Raw genomic sequence first — 15,451 nt, 5'->3', positions numbered from 1 at the left:
CTTGCCATAGCGCAAGCGCACTGTCAAAGCGCGGCCCCGATGACACACCCTACGCCTATCCCCCGCGAAATCCAACCATCCGGGCCGCTCAAGGGGCGCGTCCGCGTCCCCGGCGACAAGTCGATCAGCCACCGTTCGCTGATGCTCTCGGCGCTTGCGGTCGGCACGAGCCGGATCGAGGGACTGCTCGAGGGCGAGGACGTGCTCGCCACTGCCGCTGCGATGCGCGCGATGGGCGCGACGATCCGCCGCGGCGACGATGCGGTGTGGCACGTCGACGGTGTCGGCGTCGGCGGGCTGCTCCAGCCTGCGACCGCGCTCGAGATGGGCAATTCGGGGACCTCGACGCGGCTGCTGATGGGGCTGGTCGCGAGCCACCCGATCACCGCCACCTTCATCGGCGACGCCTCGCTGTCGAAGCGACCGATGGGCCGCGTCATCACGCCGCTGTCGCAAATGGGCGCCGATGTGACGTCGAGCCCAGGCGGTCGCCTCCCCCTGATGCTGCGCGGCCTGTGCCCCGCGATCCCGATCACCTACACCCTCCCCGTCGCCTCGGCGCAAGTGAAGTCGGCGATCCTGCTCGCCGGCCTCAACACCCCGGGGATCACGCGCGTGATCGAGCCGATCGCGACGCGCGATCATAGCGAGCGGATGCTGCGCGGCTTCGGCGCGACCGTGACGGTCGAGCCGTCGCCGCAAGGCCGCATCATCGAGATCACCGGCGAGGCCGAGCTCAGGCCGCAAGCGATCGTCGTGCCGGGCGACCCCTCCTCCGCCGCGTTCCTCGTCGTCGCCGCGACGATCGTGCCGGGATCGGACGTGGTGGTCGAGAATGTCGGGCTCAACCCGACCCGTGCAGGCCTGTTCACCGCGCTTCGCCTGATGGGCGCGAGCATCGAGGAACAGAACCCGCGCGAAGTCGGCGGCGAGCCCGTCGCCGATTTGCGCGTCCGCCACGCGGCCCTCACCGGCATCGAGATCCCGCCCGATCTCGCGCCGAGCATGATCGACGAATATCCCGTGCTGTTCGTCGCCGCCGCTTTCGCCACCGGCCGCACGATCGCGCGCGGCGCCGACGAGCTGCGCGTCAAGGAATCGGACCGCATCGCGGCGATGGCCGCCGCGCTCGGCGCCGCTGGTGCGCGCGTCGAGGAAGTCGAGGACGGCATGATCATCGACGGCACCGGCGGCGATTCGCTGCCCGGCGGCGCGACAATCGCGACGCTGCTCGACCACCGCATCGCGATGAGTATGGCGGTGGCGGCTTTGCATTGCCGCAAAGGGAGCGCCGGCGCCGGGATCACGCTCGACGACGCGTCGCCGGTGGCGACGAGCTATCCCGCCTTCTTCGACCAGATCGCGCAGTTGCAGAGCGGCGACGCATGATCGATTCGCATACCGCCGATCTGATCGGCTTTGTCGGCGCGATCGTCATCCTGACCGGCTTCGCGTACCAGACGCTCCGCAACGCCGCGCCGAACCTGTTGTCGAACGGGCTCAATTTTCTCGGCGCGTCGCTACTCGCGCTCTCGCTCGTCGTGAACTACAATCTCCCTGCGCTCGCCCTCGAACTGGCCTGGGCGGCAATCGCTTTCATTGGATTGGTACGTATCGTGGTTAAACGTCGATGATTATTGCAGTCGACGGTCCCGCCGCCTCGGGCAAGGGCACGATTGCCCGGGCGCTCGCGCGGCATTACGGCTTGCCGCATCTCGACACCGGGCTGCTCTATCGCGCTGTCGCGGCAAACGTGCAGCGGCTCGAGTTGGACGCCGCGGTCGAGGCCGATGCGGTCGCCGCGTGCGATTTTGACGATTCGTTGCTCGACGACCCGGTGCTGCGCAGCGATGCGATCGGCTCGCTGGCGTCGGTCGTCTCGGCGCATCCGCTCGTGCGTGCCTCGTTGCTCCAGCGGCAGAAGCGTTTCGCGCAGCAGCCTGGTGGCGCGGTGCTCGACGGGCGCGATATCGGCACGGTCATCGCGCCCAACGCCGACGCCAAGCTGTTCGTGCGGGCCACGCCCAACATCCGCGCCAAGCGCCGTCACGCCGAGCTGCGGTCGCACGGGTCACTGATCAGCATCGACAAGGTGCTCGCCGACATCCGCGCCCGCGACCTGCGCGATTCGACACGTTCGAACGCACCGCTGGTGCCCGCCAACGACGCGGCGTTCCTCGACACGAGCTTCCTGTCGATCGAGGCGTCGGTGCAGCGTGCGATCGATATCGTCGAGTCGAAGATCATTGCGCGATAGCGCCGCGTCAATCGTCGGCCCACTCTTCGTGCGCATGACGGATGCGAACGATCAGCAGATCCTCGCCGTCGAGGACGTAGACAATAAGATGTGCCTTGTACGGGCGCGCGCGGACGCTGCGCCGCGTCTCGGTCCGCTCGCGCGCAGCACGGGGAAAATCCGCGAGGAAATGGAAAACCTTGCGGAGGCCGCTGGCATAGCGCTCCGCCTGATCCTGACCGAAGCGGTCGAACCCATAGGCATAGATCGCGGCGAAATCCGCATCGGCCTGCCGCGTTAGCTTAAACACTAGCGCCGGAAGCGCGCGCCAACGCCTTCCGTCGAGCCTCTTCCAGGACTTCTTCAACCGTAAGGTCTGAGATCCCACTCGCCAGGCCTTCTTCGACCATCCGGTTCATCGCTGCGATCTTTTCAGAGCGGATCTGCTCCCGCCGGATCAAGTCGAGCACGACATCGCTGCTGTTGCCGAACCGCCCCGTCGCAGCCTGCGCCTCGATCCAATCCTTCATCGCATCGGGCAGGGAAATTGTCATCGTAGCCATTGGAATCTCCGCCTTCGACGGTCTCACATTGCCAATCTTTGTCAACACCGACGCGACTTGATCGCCCTCTCACCCTCGGCTATAGCTGCCAGGTCCGGCGAGCGGTGCTCGCGGAGGCTGGCGCGACAGGCATGTCCTCTCGCGCCCTTTTCGCATTTAGCGACTTGGCCTGCTTCCGCGAACGTCAATCGGCGGATGTCGGGCCGGCATTCGGCTGTTCCGACACATAGGCCAAGACCGCCGGAGACAACCGGCTGGCCGGAACAATGATTTAGGATCTGATCCCTTTATGGCCACTCAGCCAAACCCAACCCGCGACGATTTCGCCGCCCTTCTCGAAATGACTCTCGGCGGTGCCGACAGCTTCGAAGGCCGCGTCGTCAAGGGCACCGTCACCGCAATCGAGAACGATCTGGCCGTCATCGACGTCGGCTTGAAGTCCGAAGGCCGCGTTCCGCTTCGCGAATTCGCGATGCCGGGCCAGAAGGCCGATCTCAAGGTCGGTGACGAAGTCGAAGTGTTCGTCGACCGCGTCGAGAACGTGCACGGCGAAGCGATGCTGTCGCGCGACCGCGCCCGCCGCGAAGCCGCATGGGACACGCTCGAAACCGAATTCGCCAAGACCGCCCGCGTCGAGGGCGTCATCTTCGGCCGCGTCAAGGGCGGCTTCACCGTCGACCTCAACGGCGCCGTGGCCTTCCTGCCGGGTTCGCAGGTCGACATCCGCCCGGTGCGCGACGTCACCCCGCTGATGGACATCCCCCAGCCCTTCCAGATCCTCAAGATGGACCGCAAGCGCGGCAACATCGTCGTGTCGCGTCGCGCGATCCTCGAAGAGACCCGCGCCGAGCAGCGTTCGGGCCTGATCCTGTCGCTCGCCGAGGGCCAGATCATCGACGGCGTCGTCAAGAACATCACCGATTATGGTGCGTTCGTTGACCTCGGCGGCATCGACGGCCTGCTGCACGTCACCGATCTCAGCTACAAGCGCGTCGGCCATCCTTCGGAAGTTCTCAACATTGGCGATACCGTCAAGGTTCAGATCATCCGCATCAATAAGGACACGCAGCGTATCTCGCTCGGCATGAAGCAGCTCGAGAGCGATCCGTGGGAAGGTGCAGCCGCCAAGTACCCGGTCGGCGCCAAGCTCACCGGCCGCGTCACGAACATCACCGAGTACGGTGCGTTCGTCGAGCTCGAGCCGGGCATCGAAGGCCTGGTGCACGTTTCGGAAATGTCGTGGACCAAGAAGAACGTTCACCCCGGCAAGATCGTCTCGACCTCGCAGGAAGTCGACGTCGTGGTCATCGAGGTTGATCCCGACAAGCGTCGCATCTCGCTCGGCCTCAAGCAGGCGATCAGCAACCCGTGGGAGGCCTTCGCTGAAGCGCATCCGATCGGTTCGACCGTTGAAGGCGAAGTCAAGAACGCGACCGAATTCGGTCTGTTCATCGGCCTCGACAACGACGTCGACGGCATGGTCCACATGTCCGACATCGCCTGGGGCGTTTCGGGCGAGGACGCGCTCAACCTGCATCGCAAGGGCGAGATGGTTCAGGCCATCGTGCTCGACATCGACGCCGAGAAGGAGCGCATCTCGCTCGGCATGAAGCAGCTCGAGCGTGGTGCCCCTGCAGCAGGCGGCGTTGCCGCCGGCGGCATCTCGGCAGCGGCATCGGGCCTCAACAAGAACGCCATCGTCACGGTCACCGTGCTCGAAGTCCGCGACGCGGGTCTCGAAGTGCAGGTCGGCGACGACGGCGCGACGGGCTTCATCAAGCGTACCGACCTCGGCCGCGATCGCGACGAGCAGCGTCCTGAGCGGTTCCAGACCGGCCAGAAGTTCGATGCGATGGTCACTGGCTTCGACCGCTCGAAGAAGCCGACCTTCTCGATCAAGGCGATGCAGATCTCCGAAGAGAAGCAGGCCGTTGCACAGTATGGCTCGTCCGACTCGGGCGCGTCGCTGGGCGACATCCTCGGTGCAGCGCTCAAGGCGCAGGGTGCCGACGCCAAGAAGTAATACTTTAGGATGACGAAGGGGCGTTTTCCGGGAGGAAGGCGCCCCTTTCGTTTTTTTCCGTCGTTTTCAACCTATCCCCATGCTAGGCTTGCTATAGATCAAGCCGAAGCGGCCATTTCGTCCGCTCGGGCGAGGCTTGGGGGTAAGGAACGCGTACGATGATACGATCAGAATTGGTGCAGACCCTGGCTGCCGAAAATCCCGATTTGTCGCCCCGCGATATCGAGGCTCTGGTCACGACCTTTTTTGACGAAATCATCAAGCGGCTCGCGGCTGGCGGCCGTGTCGAACTGCGCGGCTTCGGCGCCTTCTCGACCCGCGCACGCGATGCGCGCACCGGGCGCAACCCTCGCACTGGCGAACTGGTCGACGTTGACGCAAAGCGCGTGCCCTATTTCAAACCCGGCAAGGAAATGCGCGCCAATTTGAACGTCTGAGTGGGTTGACGCCGCGCGCTCGGTGCGCTTGGACGAGGACCGCGCGGACGTGGCGAAATTGGTAGACGCACGGGACTTAAAATCCCTCGCCCTCAGGGTGTGCGGGTTCGAGTCCCGCCGTCCGCACCAGCTTGAAATCTTTTGGTAAATCCGGTGCATTTCTGCGCCGCCGGCGCTTGCGTTCCAAATTATTCCGCCGAGCCATTCCGACAAGATTGCGAATTACCGCCCAGAGTTGCGAGTTTAGCGGGCCCCCTCACGTCAGCCGAACGGTCATGCACGCTTGCATGAAGCCGTCGAACGCCTCCCGATCGGCCCGCGCGCGGTCGTTCGCGGCTTTCCGCTGCTCCCGATAGACCTTGGCGCGCTCATGCATTGCGCGAACCTCGGCCTGCGTATCCGCCCGGGCATCGAGCAGGCGATTGGCTTCGCCGCACCAATCCTGCATCCCCATTATGCCCAGATCTCGTCGCGGTGGCTGAACCAGACCGTCCTATCGGGCGCCGGGATGGTGTAGCTGTCGTGGTTCAGACTCTCACGAAGGACTGTGGCGAACTGTTCCGCCCGGTCCCAGATGGCCGCCGCGGTCGACGGGAAGCGCGGATAATCGATCAGCGCGACGATGACGCCGGCCTCCTCGCCCCCGGTGTAGCAACAGGTCGGCTCGGTGACGGTGACGCAGGGGCCAACCGAATCGCAGTAGTCGCAGCAGATCGTCTCCGCCTCGAAGATGCTTCCTGCCGCGATGAGGACGCTCACTGGGTAGCTCGGCACTTAGACACGGGTCATGCGGCCACCTCTTCGAAAAGGTCATTGATAACGGCCGGGAGAGCACGCTGCGTCTTCGGCATAGGAATCGGGCTGGAAACGGCTTTCCACACCTGCTCCACAACCCAAGCCCATGTCTTATCGTCGACTAGCTCGTCCAAGTCGTTGGCGATGCCCGTAACGCCGCACTCCGCATCATTTTCGGTGTCATCGATTTCCATCATCGGAGACGCTCGGGGTGGCCGCAACGTCGCCAAAGGAAACCCCGGCCGGCTGCGCCGTCAAGCTCGACACCCGTCTCGCCGGCTTCGCGCAAAAGGTTGCCACGTGTTCACCTTGTCTGCGCGGTCACGGCCACCAATGGGCCGCGATGACGAGCCTCGCCTACAATATCGGCACCGGCGCCTGTTGCGGCTCGAGCGTCGACCGCCGCTTCGACGCTGGGCAATGGGCAGCCGCCTGCGACGCCTTCCTGATGTGGAACAAAACCGGTGGCCACGTGGTCGCCGGGCTCTTCAACCGCCGCGCGGTTGAGCGTGCGCTCTGCCTGAAGGACCTGCCGAAATGACCGATCCCAACGCTCCGCCTCCGATCATCGCAAACCCTAGCCCTGCGCGCGATCAGGCCGAGGCTGCGATTCGCGGCGTCGTTCTAACGCTTAGGATGGTTTCGGCGATGGCGGCTTCGTGTCCAAACGCGATCTCACCGGGTTCGTCGCCTACATGCAATCGAGCGACTTCCTCTCGGCAGTCGCTGCCGTGACTGGCGCTACTGCGTTCGCATGGGGGCAGTGGAAGGCGCGCCGTCGTTCCAAGCAGCTCGCCGCAATTGCGGGAGATCCTCGGGTCCCGAATGAAGTGGCAAGACTCAAACGATGACATCGTTGAAGGCCGAGTGGTGTGGGTAAAGGACAGCATGTTCAAAGCAAAGAGGAAATCTCTGTTGCGACAATGTGAACCATGACGCAACAAGGCTCGCGATTGTGAACGCAGCAGCTTGAGTCATCCTCATGCCTATCGGAGTACCTCGACGTGCGCATCGAACGCAATCACCGCCTCCACCGGCCTTTTCGTGAACGAAGCTCACCGTATGTGGAAAACTGGGGCGGTCGCTTTTTCAGCGAGTTCATCACCTTGCCGGCAGGTCGATACGCGGCGCGCATCCACATCTGCCAATCCGAAAAAGCCTCGGGCGAGATTGTCACGCTTATAGTCCGCGACGCGCAGAGCGGCCAAGAGATAGGCCGTGACGAATTCAGCGCGACCAAGGATAACCCGCGCCGGTCGGACGAGAGCATGATTTCTTTCGACGTCGTCGAATACGGAGTGCTCGAGATAAGTGGGGAGGTAAGCGCAAATTGTGAAACAACGCTGTTGAGACGACTGACGATTGTCGATGCCACCAGCAGCAAAATCTGTCGTAAGGATTTTTTCGAGCCCGCTGTCAAACCGTTCGATTTAACCAAAGTTGAGCGATTGCATATTGGTACGACAGGCGTTTGCAATGCTTCATGTATTCATTGCCCGACCAATAAACCCGGTATGCGCATGCCGAGCGGGCGCATGGACATCAAAATGTTTGAGCGGCTAATTGATGATCTGCGCGCAGGCGGATTTAAGGGTGAAATCTGCTTCGCCCTATTCGCAGAACCTTTGGATGATCCGCATTTAATCGAACGCCTCCGCTATATCCGGCAAACCCTCGATTGCAGGATATCTCTTTCAACGAATTGCGCGCTTTTCGACCCGGCCAAGCATGCCGAAATGATAACTCTACTTGACCACATTTCGGTCCATGTCGAGTCGGCCGATCCAGTCGTATATAACAAGATGATGCGTCCGCTGAAGGCAGCGAAAGTCTTCCCAAAGATTCAAGCCTTGCTCGATTTGGCAGATGAAAAGCAGCGCGATCATATCTCGCTCACCGCCCCCCTACACAAGGAAAATATCAACTCGTTCTTCAGTCTTAGCGATCTGTTCGACCGCGGGAGAAACAGCGATTATCTAAACCCGGGAACCTTGTCGAGTGGATGCCGTCCGGAAGGGTTATTCAGAGATATTGCTCTCGCGCCGACAGCAGAGTCATGCCGCCCGAACGATTTGCAGGCGAACGTTTTCATAGACTGGAATGGTGACGTCGTTCCATGCTGTCGTGACTTTTCTAAATCGATGGTGTTCGGCAACCTGGCAAATCAGACGCTCGCCGCGGTGTTCGGAGGCGAAAGGCGATCGTCGCTTGCTGAGTCATTCCGGCGTGGTGAATGGGCTAGTAAAAAGGCGTGCGAAAATTGTCGAGTGGATCAGTCCCCTGCAGTCCGCATGTTGATCGAGGGCCTCAAGGGATACGCCTCGCCGCAGCACATCTCATTTCCACCTGCCGCGTTCCGTTTGGGTATGGATGTGGTCCGCGAAGGCGATCACTCGATCGTTGCGCGATCGGGAGGGTCAGACGGATGCGTAATCTACGGTCCATATTCCGAACTGCCCCGGGGCGAATTCCACGCCAGTTTCGAGCTCAGCTTGAAAAGTGCTCCGGAGGCTGATGCTCCGTTCACCCAAGACGCTGCCTATATCGTTGTTGAGGCGACCGACGGCGACGGCACAAAGGTCATGGAAAGTAAAGTCCTCCGGCTGGGTGAACTAGATCACGGCACGGACATCACGTTCCGACAAGAGACGGCGGGGCACGTTCAATTTCGAATCTTCAAACACGGTCCGATCGATATCGTGTTCGGGGGCGTGCTCGTCACCCAAACCGACCTCATCTAGCAGCTCTGGGACTCTTCGGCAGGAATGGCAGCCGGTTACAGCTGGATCTCCTCTTGGGAATACTCGCTTCCACCATCAATAGCCGCTTGCGTGGCGATATCGTCATCAAGATTGATGTAGACACCGAGCGGTCCGAAGATCATTTCAAGTAGAGCGATTGGAGACGCGACCATAACGGACGCCACAGATTTGACGGATAGAGAGTTTTTACGATCAAACGGTGATATCGGCAATATAGAGATCGATAGGCTCGATTTTGGAGGCGGCTACCATAACAAAAAGCAAAAAAAATAACTTTAGATGGATGCGGACTTTACTGGGCTAAAGCTGCGGTATTTTTCGAAGATGACAGAGACATCCACTTGCATATCAAAAATACCGTTCTCTCGGATGGCGAAACTGACGTTCTGTCCCCGACAGGACTGCGCAAACTAACGATCGATCAAACCGATTTCGAAGATTGGAATCTTTCTCCCGAAAAAGCTTTGGCCGACTTTCAAAAGAAAGCTCGCGAAACTAAGTAAAAGGCTGGCACAAGGCCTACTTGGAAAGGAAATGTCACCGGCTATTTCTTTAAAATGGCGGCCCTTTAGATAAGGACACATCATCAAAAACCCCGTCGCGATTTTCTGGCATGCCTGTTCCAAACCGAATGAGCGAACGCGAGCTGAGCCTAGCCGTTGTCTGCATTGCATTCGTCAATGATGCGGCGCGGGTTCAAGTGCCAGCATCCGTCCTAGCGCTCCGGTTTCGCGCGACACAGACGACGTCGGCGATCAAGCGGTCGACGCCATCGTGCATCTCGCATACGCTTCGCATCTCCAAGGCTGCGAGAACCCAATGATGCAAATACCCAATGATGTGAACGAAGCGATTGAGCGTTTTCAGAAATTCCTCGGCAGCTGCCCCGACGAGATGATTGATGCGAGCAGCGGTTTCACAAAGAGTGACGGCATGCTGCTGGTGGGCGAAGTCGAGCTGTCGCACGCGCACGACGATCTCGACGGCCGCTCGATGGACTAGCGCAACCTTGCACTCCACCAGAGCCCTAGGCGCGCGCGTCACAGGCGGGGCACAGGGCAAAACCGCCCCTGGCCGGGCCATCGTTATTCTTGAACCGTGCTCCGCAATGACCGCATTCTGCATTCGAGTAATCCGGCTGTCGGGTGCCCCCAAGTTGCTGCTAAACCAATGCCATCAATTCTTTTTCGCGCCTGCTGCCCATCCCACGAAATCTAACTGACATAACCTAAAGCATCACTAAAAGTGAGACGGGTTCGCACATAATAGCCTCATATTTAGGTTTTCTCTTCGATCTTAACTGGGGATGGGCGATATTCTTGGTCGCGAACCTAAGCCTCCGCCAGGCGGTACGACCAACCTTCGTTGCCCTAACAGCCGATACACAGCGACCTGCTTTTCTATCCTCTCAGTCTTGGAAGCGTCACTCATACTCCGTCACCCCCAAGGCGCGCGATCTCGGGCGTTAGCGAGGGGATGGCGCTTGTCATTGCGCGGCACGCCGCGACCCGTTCGAGGATAAGCTGCGCGCGCTTCCGCGTTGCCGGGTTTGCCGACTGGAGGCGGTGCCGCGAGGTGAACTCAGTCGGCCCGGATTTGTCAGTCGGGACCGCACCGGCGGCGATCGCCTTCGCGTTCGCGCCAAGCGAGACGTCGAAATGCACTCACGACGCAGCGCGATGCTTGCCGAACGACAGGGTTGGGTGACGTTGGATCCACTTCCGCTGCACGCTGACCGTGTCGGCCATCGCGAGCAACTCGGCCTCGGTGTCTGCCCACATGTTGCACATCACCATGCGGCCGAACGAATGTCGGACGTCGTCGACGAAGACGCTCGCCGGGCGTCCCCACGTTCCGACAAATCGTGTCCTCTCTCGTACGGTAAGCGAGGCACATCTCGAAAACCTGTCGGACGCAACGTTGAAAAGGCGAGAAAAAGGCAGGTCTTAAAATCCCTCGCCCTCAGGGTGTGCGGGTTCGAGTCCCGCCGTCCGCACCAGCTTGAAATCTTTTTGTAATCGCTTTTCCTGTTTGAGCCCGCAGCGCCTGAAGCCCCATTCATCCCGACACCCCATCTTGTCTCGTGCCGTGCGGGCGCGGCCGCCCGGACGGTGTCTTCACGTCCGGCCTGCTTCCCTGCTGAAGGTCCACACCGACCCGCTTTGAAAACTCGGCGCAAGTCCCCTCCGCACCGCGTCGACCGGGGCAAAGCGGTAGTGTGATCGCCCAGCATCGGATACGTCGCTGGCGCCCCGCGTTCCAGTCGAGCAGGGCGGGTGCGGTGTTTGGACGGATATCATGAGAAAACGACTGCTGGGCGCGCTCGCCTTATCGATCCTGGCCTTCTCGATCCTGATCGCACAGCCCTTGGCCGCGCAGACGCCTGCCGTGACGCTCTCGGTCCAACTCGCGCGAACCGAGACCGAGCTGCGCGCAGTCGATCGCGCGCTCGACGGACGCGTCGACGCTGACGCGCAAAAGGCGCTGCGCATGCGCGCGCTCGCCGCACAGCAAGTCGCCAAGGACGTCGGCGCCGCGCTGGACGATCAGATCACGCTGCTCGATGCGCGGATTGCCGGGCTCGGCCCCGCGGCACCCGGCGTGACCGAAGCGCCCGACATCACGGCGCAACGCGCGGCGCTGACGCAACAGCGGTCCGCGCTCGATGCGACCGCCAAGCGCGCCGGGCTCGCCAGCGTCGAAGCCCAACAATTGGTCGACGAAATCGAACAAAGCCGCGAGCAGCAATTCAACGAGAAGATCTCGGCCCAGGCGGCGTCGCCGCTGGCGCCGACGTTCTGGCAGACGTTGCTGGCTTCGCTCCCGCGCGACATCAAGCGGGTCGGTCTCTTTCTCAAGCAGGGCATCGATCAGATCGGCAGCGCGCGCCATGGCCTGCCCTGGCAAGCGCTGCTTGGCCTCGTGCTTGGCTTCGTCGTTTTCCTCCCCGTGCGGATCTGGGCGCGCGCGCTCGGCCAGAAGGTTCTGGTCGAAGGCGCGCCGGGGCGCCGCGTGCGGCGATCGGCCAATGCGCTGTGGCGCGTGATCATCGGGACGCTGTGCCCGCTCCTCGCCGCGATGATCGTGATGCAGGGCTTGCGTTGGTCGGGACTGCTCCCGCTGCGGTGGGCCGGCATGGGGGATGCGGTCGTGCTCGCGACGGGCTTCAGTGCGTTTACCGCCGCCGTCAGCGGAGCGCTGCTCATGCGCCGCCAGCCCTCATGGCGGATCGCCGCGATCGACGACGAGACGGCGGCGCGCGTGAGGCCGCTCACCTGGATCCTCGCAGGACTGTCGTTTGGCACGATCCTGCTGTCGGCATTCGATACCGCGATCGGCGCGAGCCAGGCTGCTCAGGTCGCGAGCCAGACGCTGATTGCCTTGCTGCACTTGCTGCTGATCGCAACGTTCCTGCTGGTGCTGGGGCGGCTGCGCGCCGAACGATCGGCGCAAGACGATGCCGCGAATGGGACCGCAAGCGCCGGAGTCGGCATCGTGCTGCTCGTGGTGTGGGTGCTCGTCTTCATCGCGTCGACCGCCCTGTTGCTCGGCTATATCGCGTTCAGCCTGTTCACCGCGCAGGTCATCGCCTGGGCGGCGATCCTCGGCGCCACCGTGTATCTGATGACTGCCGCGGTCGACGATGTCGCGACGAGCGCCTTCACGCGGTCGAGCCGGCTCGGCGTCACGCTGACCCGCGCGCTTGGGGTCCGCGGCAGCGTCATCGACCAGTTCGGCGTCCTGCTCTCGGCCGTCTTGCGCCTGGTGCTGGTGTGCGTCGCGCTTGGGCTGCTGGTGTCGCCGTTCGGGGGCAGCGGGGGTCTTGCGGCGGTGTTCGGGCGGCTCGGGGTGCTCGCGCAGGGCATCGAAGTGGGGGGTGTTTCGATTTCGCCGGCAACGATCCTGCGCGGGATCGTCGTGCTCGGCATCGGCCTGGCGCTCACCCGCGCGTTCATGGGCTGGCTCGAAAACCGCTACTTGCCGATCACCGACCTCGACGGGAGCGGTCGCAATTCGGTGAGCCTGGTGGCGCGCTATGTCGCGATTGCGGTCGCCTTTATCTGGGCGCTCGCATCGCTCGGCATTGGGGTCGAGCGAGTCGCGTTGCTGCTATCGGCCTTGTCGGTCGGCATCGGGTTCGGCCTGCAGGCGATTACGCAGAACTTTGTGTCGGGGCTGATCCTGCTGGCCGAGCGCCCGATCAAGATCGGTGATCTCGTCCGCGTCGGCAATGACGAGGGCGACGTGAAGCGCATCAGCGTCCGCTCGACCGAAATCGAGCTGGCCGATCATTCGACGCTGATCGTCCCCAATTCCGAGCTGATCACCAAGTCGGTGCTCAACAAGACGATGGCCGGCCCGCTGGGGCGGATCCAGATCAAATTCTCGGTCCCGCTCGATACCGACGCCGGCCAGGTGAGGACCATGGTGCAGGAGGCCTTTGCGAGCGATGCTGCCGTGCTCGACGAACCGCCCCCCAAGGTCTTCATCGACGGGCTCACCGAAGGACGGATCGAATTCAACTGCTTTGGCCACGTCGCCAATCAGCGCGCGGTCTATGCCGCGCGCAGCACGGTGTTGATGACGTTGCTCGACCAATTCCGGGCCGCAGGGATCGACATTGGCACGGTTCCGCAGCGGCTCGAACTGATCGCTGCGGGGACCGATCTTACCCCCCATGCTCCGTGATGGCCGCTCGCGAATGCTTGAGGCCTGGACGGCGTCGACATCCGTCGACCTGATCGTCCACACCGGCAAGCGGCGCGATGCGGCGGGCGACGGATAACCCGGTCCCGCCATAAGGCCCCGCTGCATAGCGCATCGCGAGCGGATCGGCCGTAGCGTTGCCGATATTGGTCGCGCGTTTCCTGGTCGCGGCCGTTTGGCACCATTGACGGCGTCGGTGAGCGCTGCCGGCGCGACGGTGTCGGCAAAGTTTGACGAGGCGGTTGCTGGTGCCGCGGCGTCTGGCGCGCGCCGCACCTCTATAGGGCGGATCAACTCGGTCGAGACCCACGTTTGCGGGGCCACGAACACCGAGAGCGCCGCCAGAGAAACCGCCAGCTTGTCCGCACGCCACCGGCCGGTCCACGGTGGCGCTCCGCCAAGGCGCGTGGCAAGACGCGCGGATGAAGCCCGCGCCGTCCCGCCTCGTGCCGACCAGCAAGACCCTCGGCCTCGCCACGCTGATCGCGCTCGCCGCGTGCACGCCGCGCGCCGATACCGGGCCCGTCGTGGTCAGCGCCATCGGCGGCGCACCGACCCTGGCCGACCCGGCGCGCGATGTCCTCGACACGCCGGCGCGGCTGATGCTCGATGCGACGGCGCAGGGGCTGGTCCGCTTCGATGCGACCGGGCAGGTCGAGCCCGGGATCGCCAAGCGCTGGAGCGTGATCGACAACGGCACCAGCTACATCTTCCGGCTGCGCGGCGGCGAGTGGGCCGATGGCCAGCCCGTCACCGCTGCCGAAGTCGTCAAGCTGCTGCGCCGCCAGCTCGCGCCGCAATCGCGCAACCCGCTGCGCCCGTTCCTCACCGCGATCGACGAGATCGTCGAGATGACCCCCGAAGTCATCGAGATCCGGCTCAAGCGCCCCCGCCCCGATCTGCTCAAACTGTTCGCGCAGCCCGAGCTCGCGATCTTCCGCGTCCAGCCGCCGAGCGGCAGCGGGCCGTATCGCGTCATCGCGCAGCGCCGCCACAGTGTCACCTTGCGCCCGGCGTTCGACCCGGCGCGCGCGGTCGAGGACGAGCCGGTCGAACCCTCCCCCGCCGCCAACGTCCAGCTCATCGGCGAGCGCGCCGCGCGCGCGATCGTGCGCTTCACGCGCGGCGAGACCGCGCTCGTCACTGGCGGCAGCTTCGACGATTGGCCGCTCGTGATGACGACGCAGATCGCCCCCGCCAACCGCCGCTTCGATCCTGCGGCGGGTCTGTTCGGGCTCGCGGTGGTCGACCGCAGCGGCGTGCTCGCGGATGTCGGCAACCGTGCAGCGATCGCGCGCGCGATCGACCGCGCGGGCTTCGTCGCGGCGATCGCGGCGGACTGGGCGCCGGATACGCAGCTCCTCCCCGAACAGCTCGACTCGGCCGCCCCGCCCGCGGTGCCCGGATGGTCGCTAGCGCCGGCCGAGGGCGACCCCTCGCCGCGCGCGCGCATCGATCAATGGCGTACGGTCAATCCCGGCGATATCCGGCTGCGCGTTGCGGTGCCGCGCGGCCCCGGCGGGACGGTGCTGTTCGGCTATGTCGGGGCGGCGTTGCTGTCGCTCGGCATCGAGCCCGAGCGCGTCGCGCCAGATGCCGCGGCCGATTTGCGGCTGGTCGACGCCGTTGCGCCGTATGACAGCGGCCGCTGGTACGTCGCCACCGCCTGCCAGCCGTGCAGCGAAGCCGCGAGCACGGCGATCGAGGCGGCACGCGAAGCCGATTCCCCGCGGCTGCGCGCGCAGCAGATTGCCGCCGCCGATGCCGCGCTGGCCGCCGATGTCGCGTTCATTCCGCTCGCGCGTCCGCTCCGCTGGTCACTGGTCAGTGTCGGGCTCAAGGCGTGGACGGGGAACTCGCGCGCGTGGCACCCGTTGAGTCACTTGCGCAACGATTCCAATTGAGGTGACATGGCCAACACGTCTCGC

Annotated in this window: 16 protein-coding genes and 1 tRNA gene; 11 read left to right on the top strand and 6 right to left on the bottom strand. The window is 63.4% G+C overall.

Translation table 11 applies throughout. The features are described 5' to 3' along the window. Nucleotides 1-39: 39 nt before the first annotated feature. Genes aroA through cmk form a run of 3 tightly spaced genes read left to right on the top strand, consistent with a single transcriptional unit; the run spans nucleotide 40 to nucleotide 2,257 of the window. On the top strand, nucleotides 40-1,389 hold the full coding sequence (aroA, locus tag ACP7C5_RS05945) for a 3-phosphoshikimate 1-carboxyvinyltransferase (protein WP_426263527.1): 1,350 nt from the start codon (nucleotides 40-42) through the stop codon (nucleotides 1,387-1,389). Continuing rightward, nucleotides 1,386-1,634 carry a CBU_0592 family membrane protein gene (locus ACP7C5_RS05940; RefSeq protein WP_322163541.1) on the top strand — a complete coding sequence of 83 codons (249 nt, stop codon included), beginning with the start codon at nucleotides 1,386-1,388 and terminating at the stop codon, nucleotides 1,632-1,634. Before aroA ends, ACP7C5_RS05940 begins: the two co-directional genes overlap by 4 nt. After that, nucleotides 1,631-2,257 (top strand): (d)CMP kinase, encoded by a 627-nt coding sequence (gene cmk, locus ACP7C5_RS05935; RefSeq protein ID WP_426263526.1) that lies wholly within the window; start codon nucleotides 1,631-1,633, stop codon nucleotides 2,255-2,257. The genes ACP7C5_RS05940 and cmk overlap by 4 nt, the downstream gene beginning before the upstream one ends. 7 nt (nucleotides 2,258-2,264) lie before the next feature. Here cmk and ACP7C5_RS05930 read toward each other — a convergent pair whose 3' ends face one another. Both ACP7C5_RS05930 and ACP7C5_RS05925 read right to left on the bottom strand, forming a co-directional pair. After that, on the bottom strand, nucleotides 2,265-2,546 hold the full coding sequence (locus ACP7C5_RS05930; RefSeq protein WP_426263525.1) for a type II toxin-antitoxin system RelE/ParE family toxin: 282 nt from the start codon (nucleotides 2,544-2,546) through the stop codon (nucleotides 2,265-2,267). Beyond that, nucleotides 2,539-2,799, bottom strand: coding sequence for a type II toxin-antitoxin system ParD family antitoxin (locus ACP7C5_RS05925; protein WP_426263524.1), 261 nt, complete (start codon nucleotides 2,797-2,799; stop codon nucleotides 2,539-2,541). Before ACP7C5_RS05925 ends, ACP7C5_RS05930 begins: the two co-directional genes overlap by 8 nt. 289 nt (nucleotides 2,800-3,088) lie before the next feature. Here ACP7C5_RS05925 and rpsA point away from each other — a divergent pair, with 289 nt between their 5' ends. The 3 genes from rpsA (at nucleotide 3,089) to ACP7C5_RS05910 (ending at nucleotide 5,388) form a co-directional block, all read left to right on the top strand. After that, on the top strand, nucleotides 3,089-4,822 hold the full coding sequence (gene rpsA / locus ACP7C5_RS05920; protein ID WP_133188650.1) for a 30S ribosomal protein S1: 1,734 nt from the start codon (nucleotides 3,089-3,091) through the stop codon (nucleotides 4,820-4,822). Nucleotides 4,823-4,980: 158 nt separating this feature from the next. Continuing rightward, on the top strand, nucleotides 4,981-5,259 hold the full coding sequence (locus ACP7C5_RS05915; protein WP_133188652.1) for an integration host factor subunit beta: 279 nt from the start codon (nucleotides 4,981-4,983) through the stop codon (nucleotides 5,257-5,259). Nucleotides 5,260-5,302: 43 nt separating this feature from the next. Next, a tRNA-Leu gene (locus ACP7C5_RS05910) sits at nucleotides 5,303-5,388 on the top strand. 127 nt (nucleotides 5,389-5,515) lie between these two features. Here the strand turns inward: ACP7C5_RS05910 and ACP7C5_RS05905 are convergent. From ACP7C5_RS05905 to ACP7C5_RS05895, 3 genes are read right to left on the bottom strand one after another with little or no spacing between them, the layout of a single operon-like run. Continuing rightward, nucleotides 5,516-5,713, bottom strand: coding sequence for a hypothetical protein (locus ACP7C5_RS05905; protein WP_426263523.1), 198 nt, complete (start codon nucleotides 5,711-5,713; stop codon nucleotides 5,516-5,518). Next, entirely contained in the window at nucleotides 5,713-6,018 is a 306-nt protein-coding gene (locus ACP7C5_RS05900) for a hypothetical protein (RefSeq protein ID WP_426263522.1), read from the bottom strand. The genes ACP7C5_RS05905 and ACP7C5_RS05900 overlap by 1 nt, the downstream gene beginning before the upstream one ends. Before the next feature lie 26 nt (nucleotides 6,019-6,044). Beyond that, entirely contained in the window at nucleotides 6,045-6,251 is a 207-nt protein-coding gene (locus ACP7C5_RS05895; RefSeq protein ID WP_426263521.1) for a hypothetical protein, read from the bottom strand. Nucleotides 6,252-6,265: 14 nt separating this feature from the next. On the opposite strand from ACP7C5_RS05895, the gene ACP7C5_RS05890 reads away from it, so the two are divergent. The 3 genes from ACP7C5_RS05890 to ACP7C5_RS05880 all read left to right on the top strand — a co-directional run bounded on the left by ACP7C5_RS05890 (nucleotide 6,266) and on the right by ACP7C5_RS05880 (nucleotide 9,818). Then, entirely contained in the window at nucleotides 6,266-6,595 is a 330-nt protein-coding gene (locus tag ACP7C5_RS05890) for a glycoside hydrolase family protein (protein ID WP_426263520.1), read from the top strand. Nucleotides 6,596-7,058: 463 nt separating this feature from the next. After that, complete coding sequence (locus tag ACP7C5_RS05885; protein WP_426263519.1) at nucleotides 7,059-8,795, top strand: radical SAM/SPASM domain-containing protein; 1,737 nt, start codon at nucleotides 7,059-7,061, stop codon at nucleotides 8,793-8,795. Between the two features lie 840 nt (nucleotides 8,796-9,635). Next, a complete protein-coding gene (locus ACP7C5_RS05880) occupies nucleotides 9,636-9,818 on the top strand; it encodes a hypothetical protein (protein ID WP_426263518.1) in 183 nt (60 codons plus the stop codon). Between the two features lie 662 nt (nucleotides 9,819-10,480). On the opposite strand, the gene ACP7C5_RS05875 is transcribed toward ACP7C5_RS05880, so the two are convergent. Beyond that, nucleotides 10,481-10,759, bottom strand: coding sequence for a DUF4031 domain-containing protein (locus tag ACP7C5_RS05875; protein WP_426263906.1), 279 nt, complete (start codon nucleotides 10,757-10,759; stop codon nucleotides 10,481-10,483). A 355-nt stretch (nucleotides 10,760-11,114) separates the two neighbouring features. Between ACP7C5_RS05875 and ACP7C5_RS05870 the strand changes: the two genes are divergently transcribed. Then, nucleotides 11,115-13,505, top strand: a complete 2,391-nt coding sequence (locus ACP7C5_RS05870; RefSeq protein ID WP_426263517.1) for a DUF3772 domain-containing protein — start codon at nucleotides 11,115-11,117, stop codon at nucleotides 13,503-13,505. Between the two features lie 440 nt (nucleotides 13,506-13,945). Beyond that, nucleotides 13,946-15,427, top strand: coding sequence for an ABC transporter substrate-binding protein (locus tag ACP7C5_RS05865; RefSeq protein ID WP_426263516.1), 1,482 nt, complete (start codon nucleotides 13,946-13,948; stop codon nucleotides 15,425-15,427). Nucleotides 15,428-15,451 lie beyond the last annotated feature (24 nt).

Origin of the sequence: Sphingomonas sp. PWP1-2 (assembly GCF_049898305.1) — a bacterium.
Lineage (GTDB): Bacteria > Pseudomonadota > Alphaproteobacteria > Sphingomonadales > Sphingomonadaceae > Sphingomonas > Sphingomonas glacialis.
The sequence above is the reverse complement of the archived record's forward strand: the minus strand, read 5'-3'. Positions and strand labels throughout refer to the sequence as shown.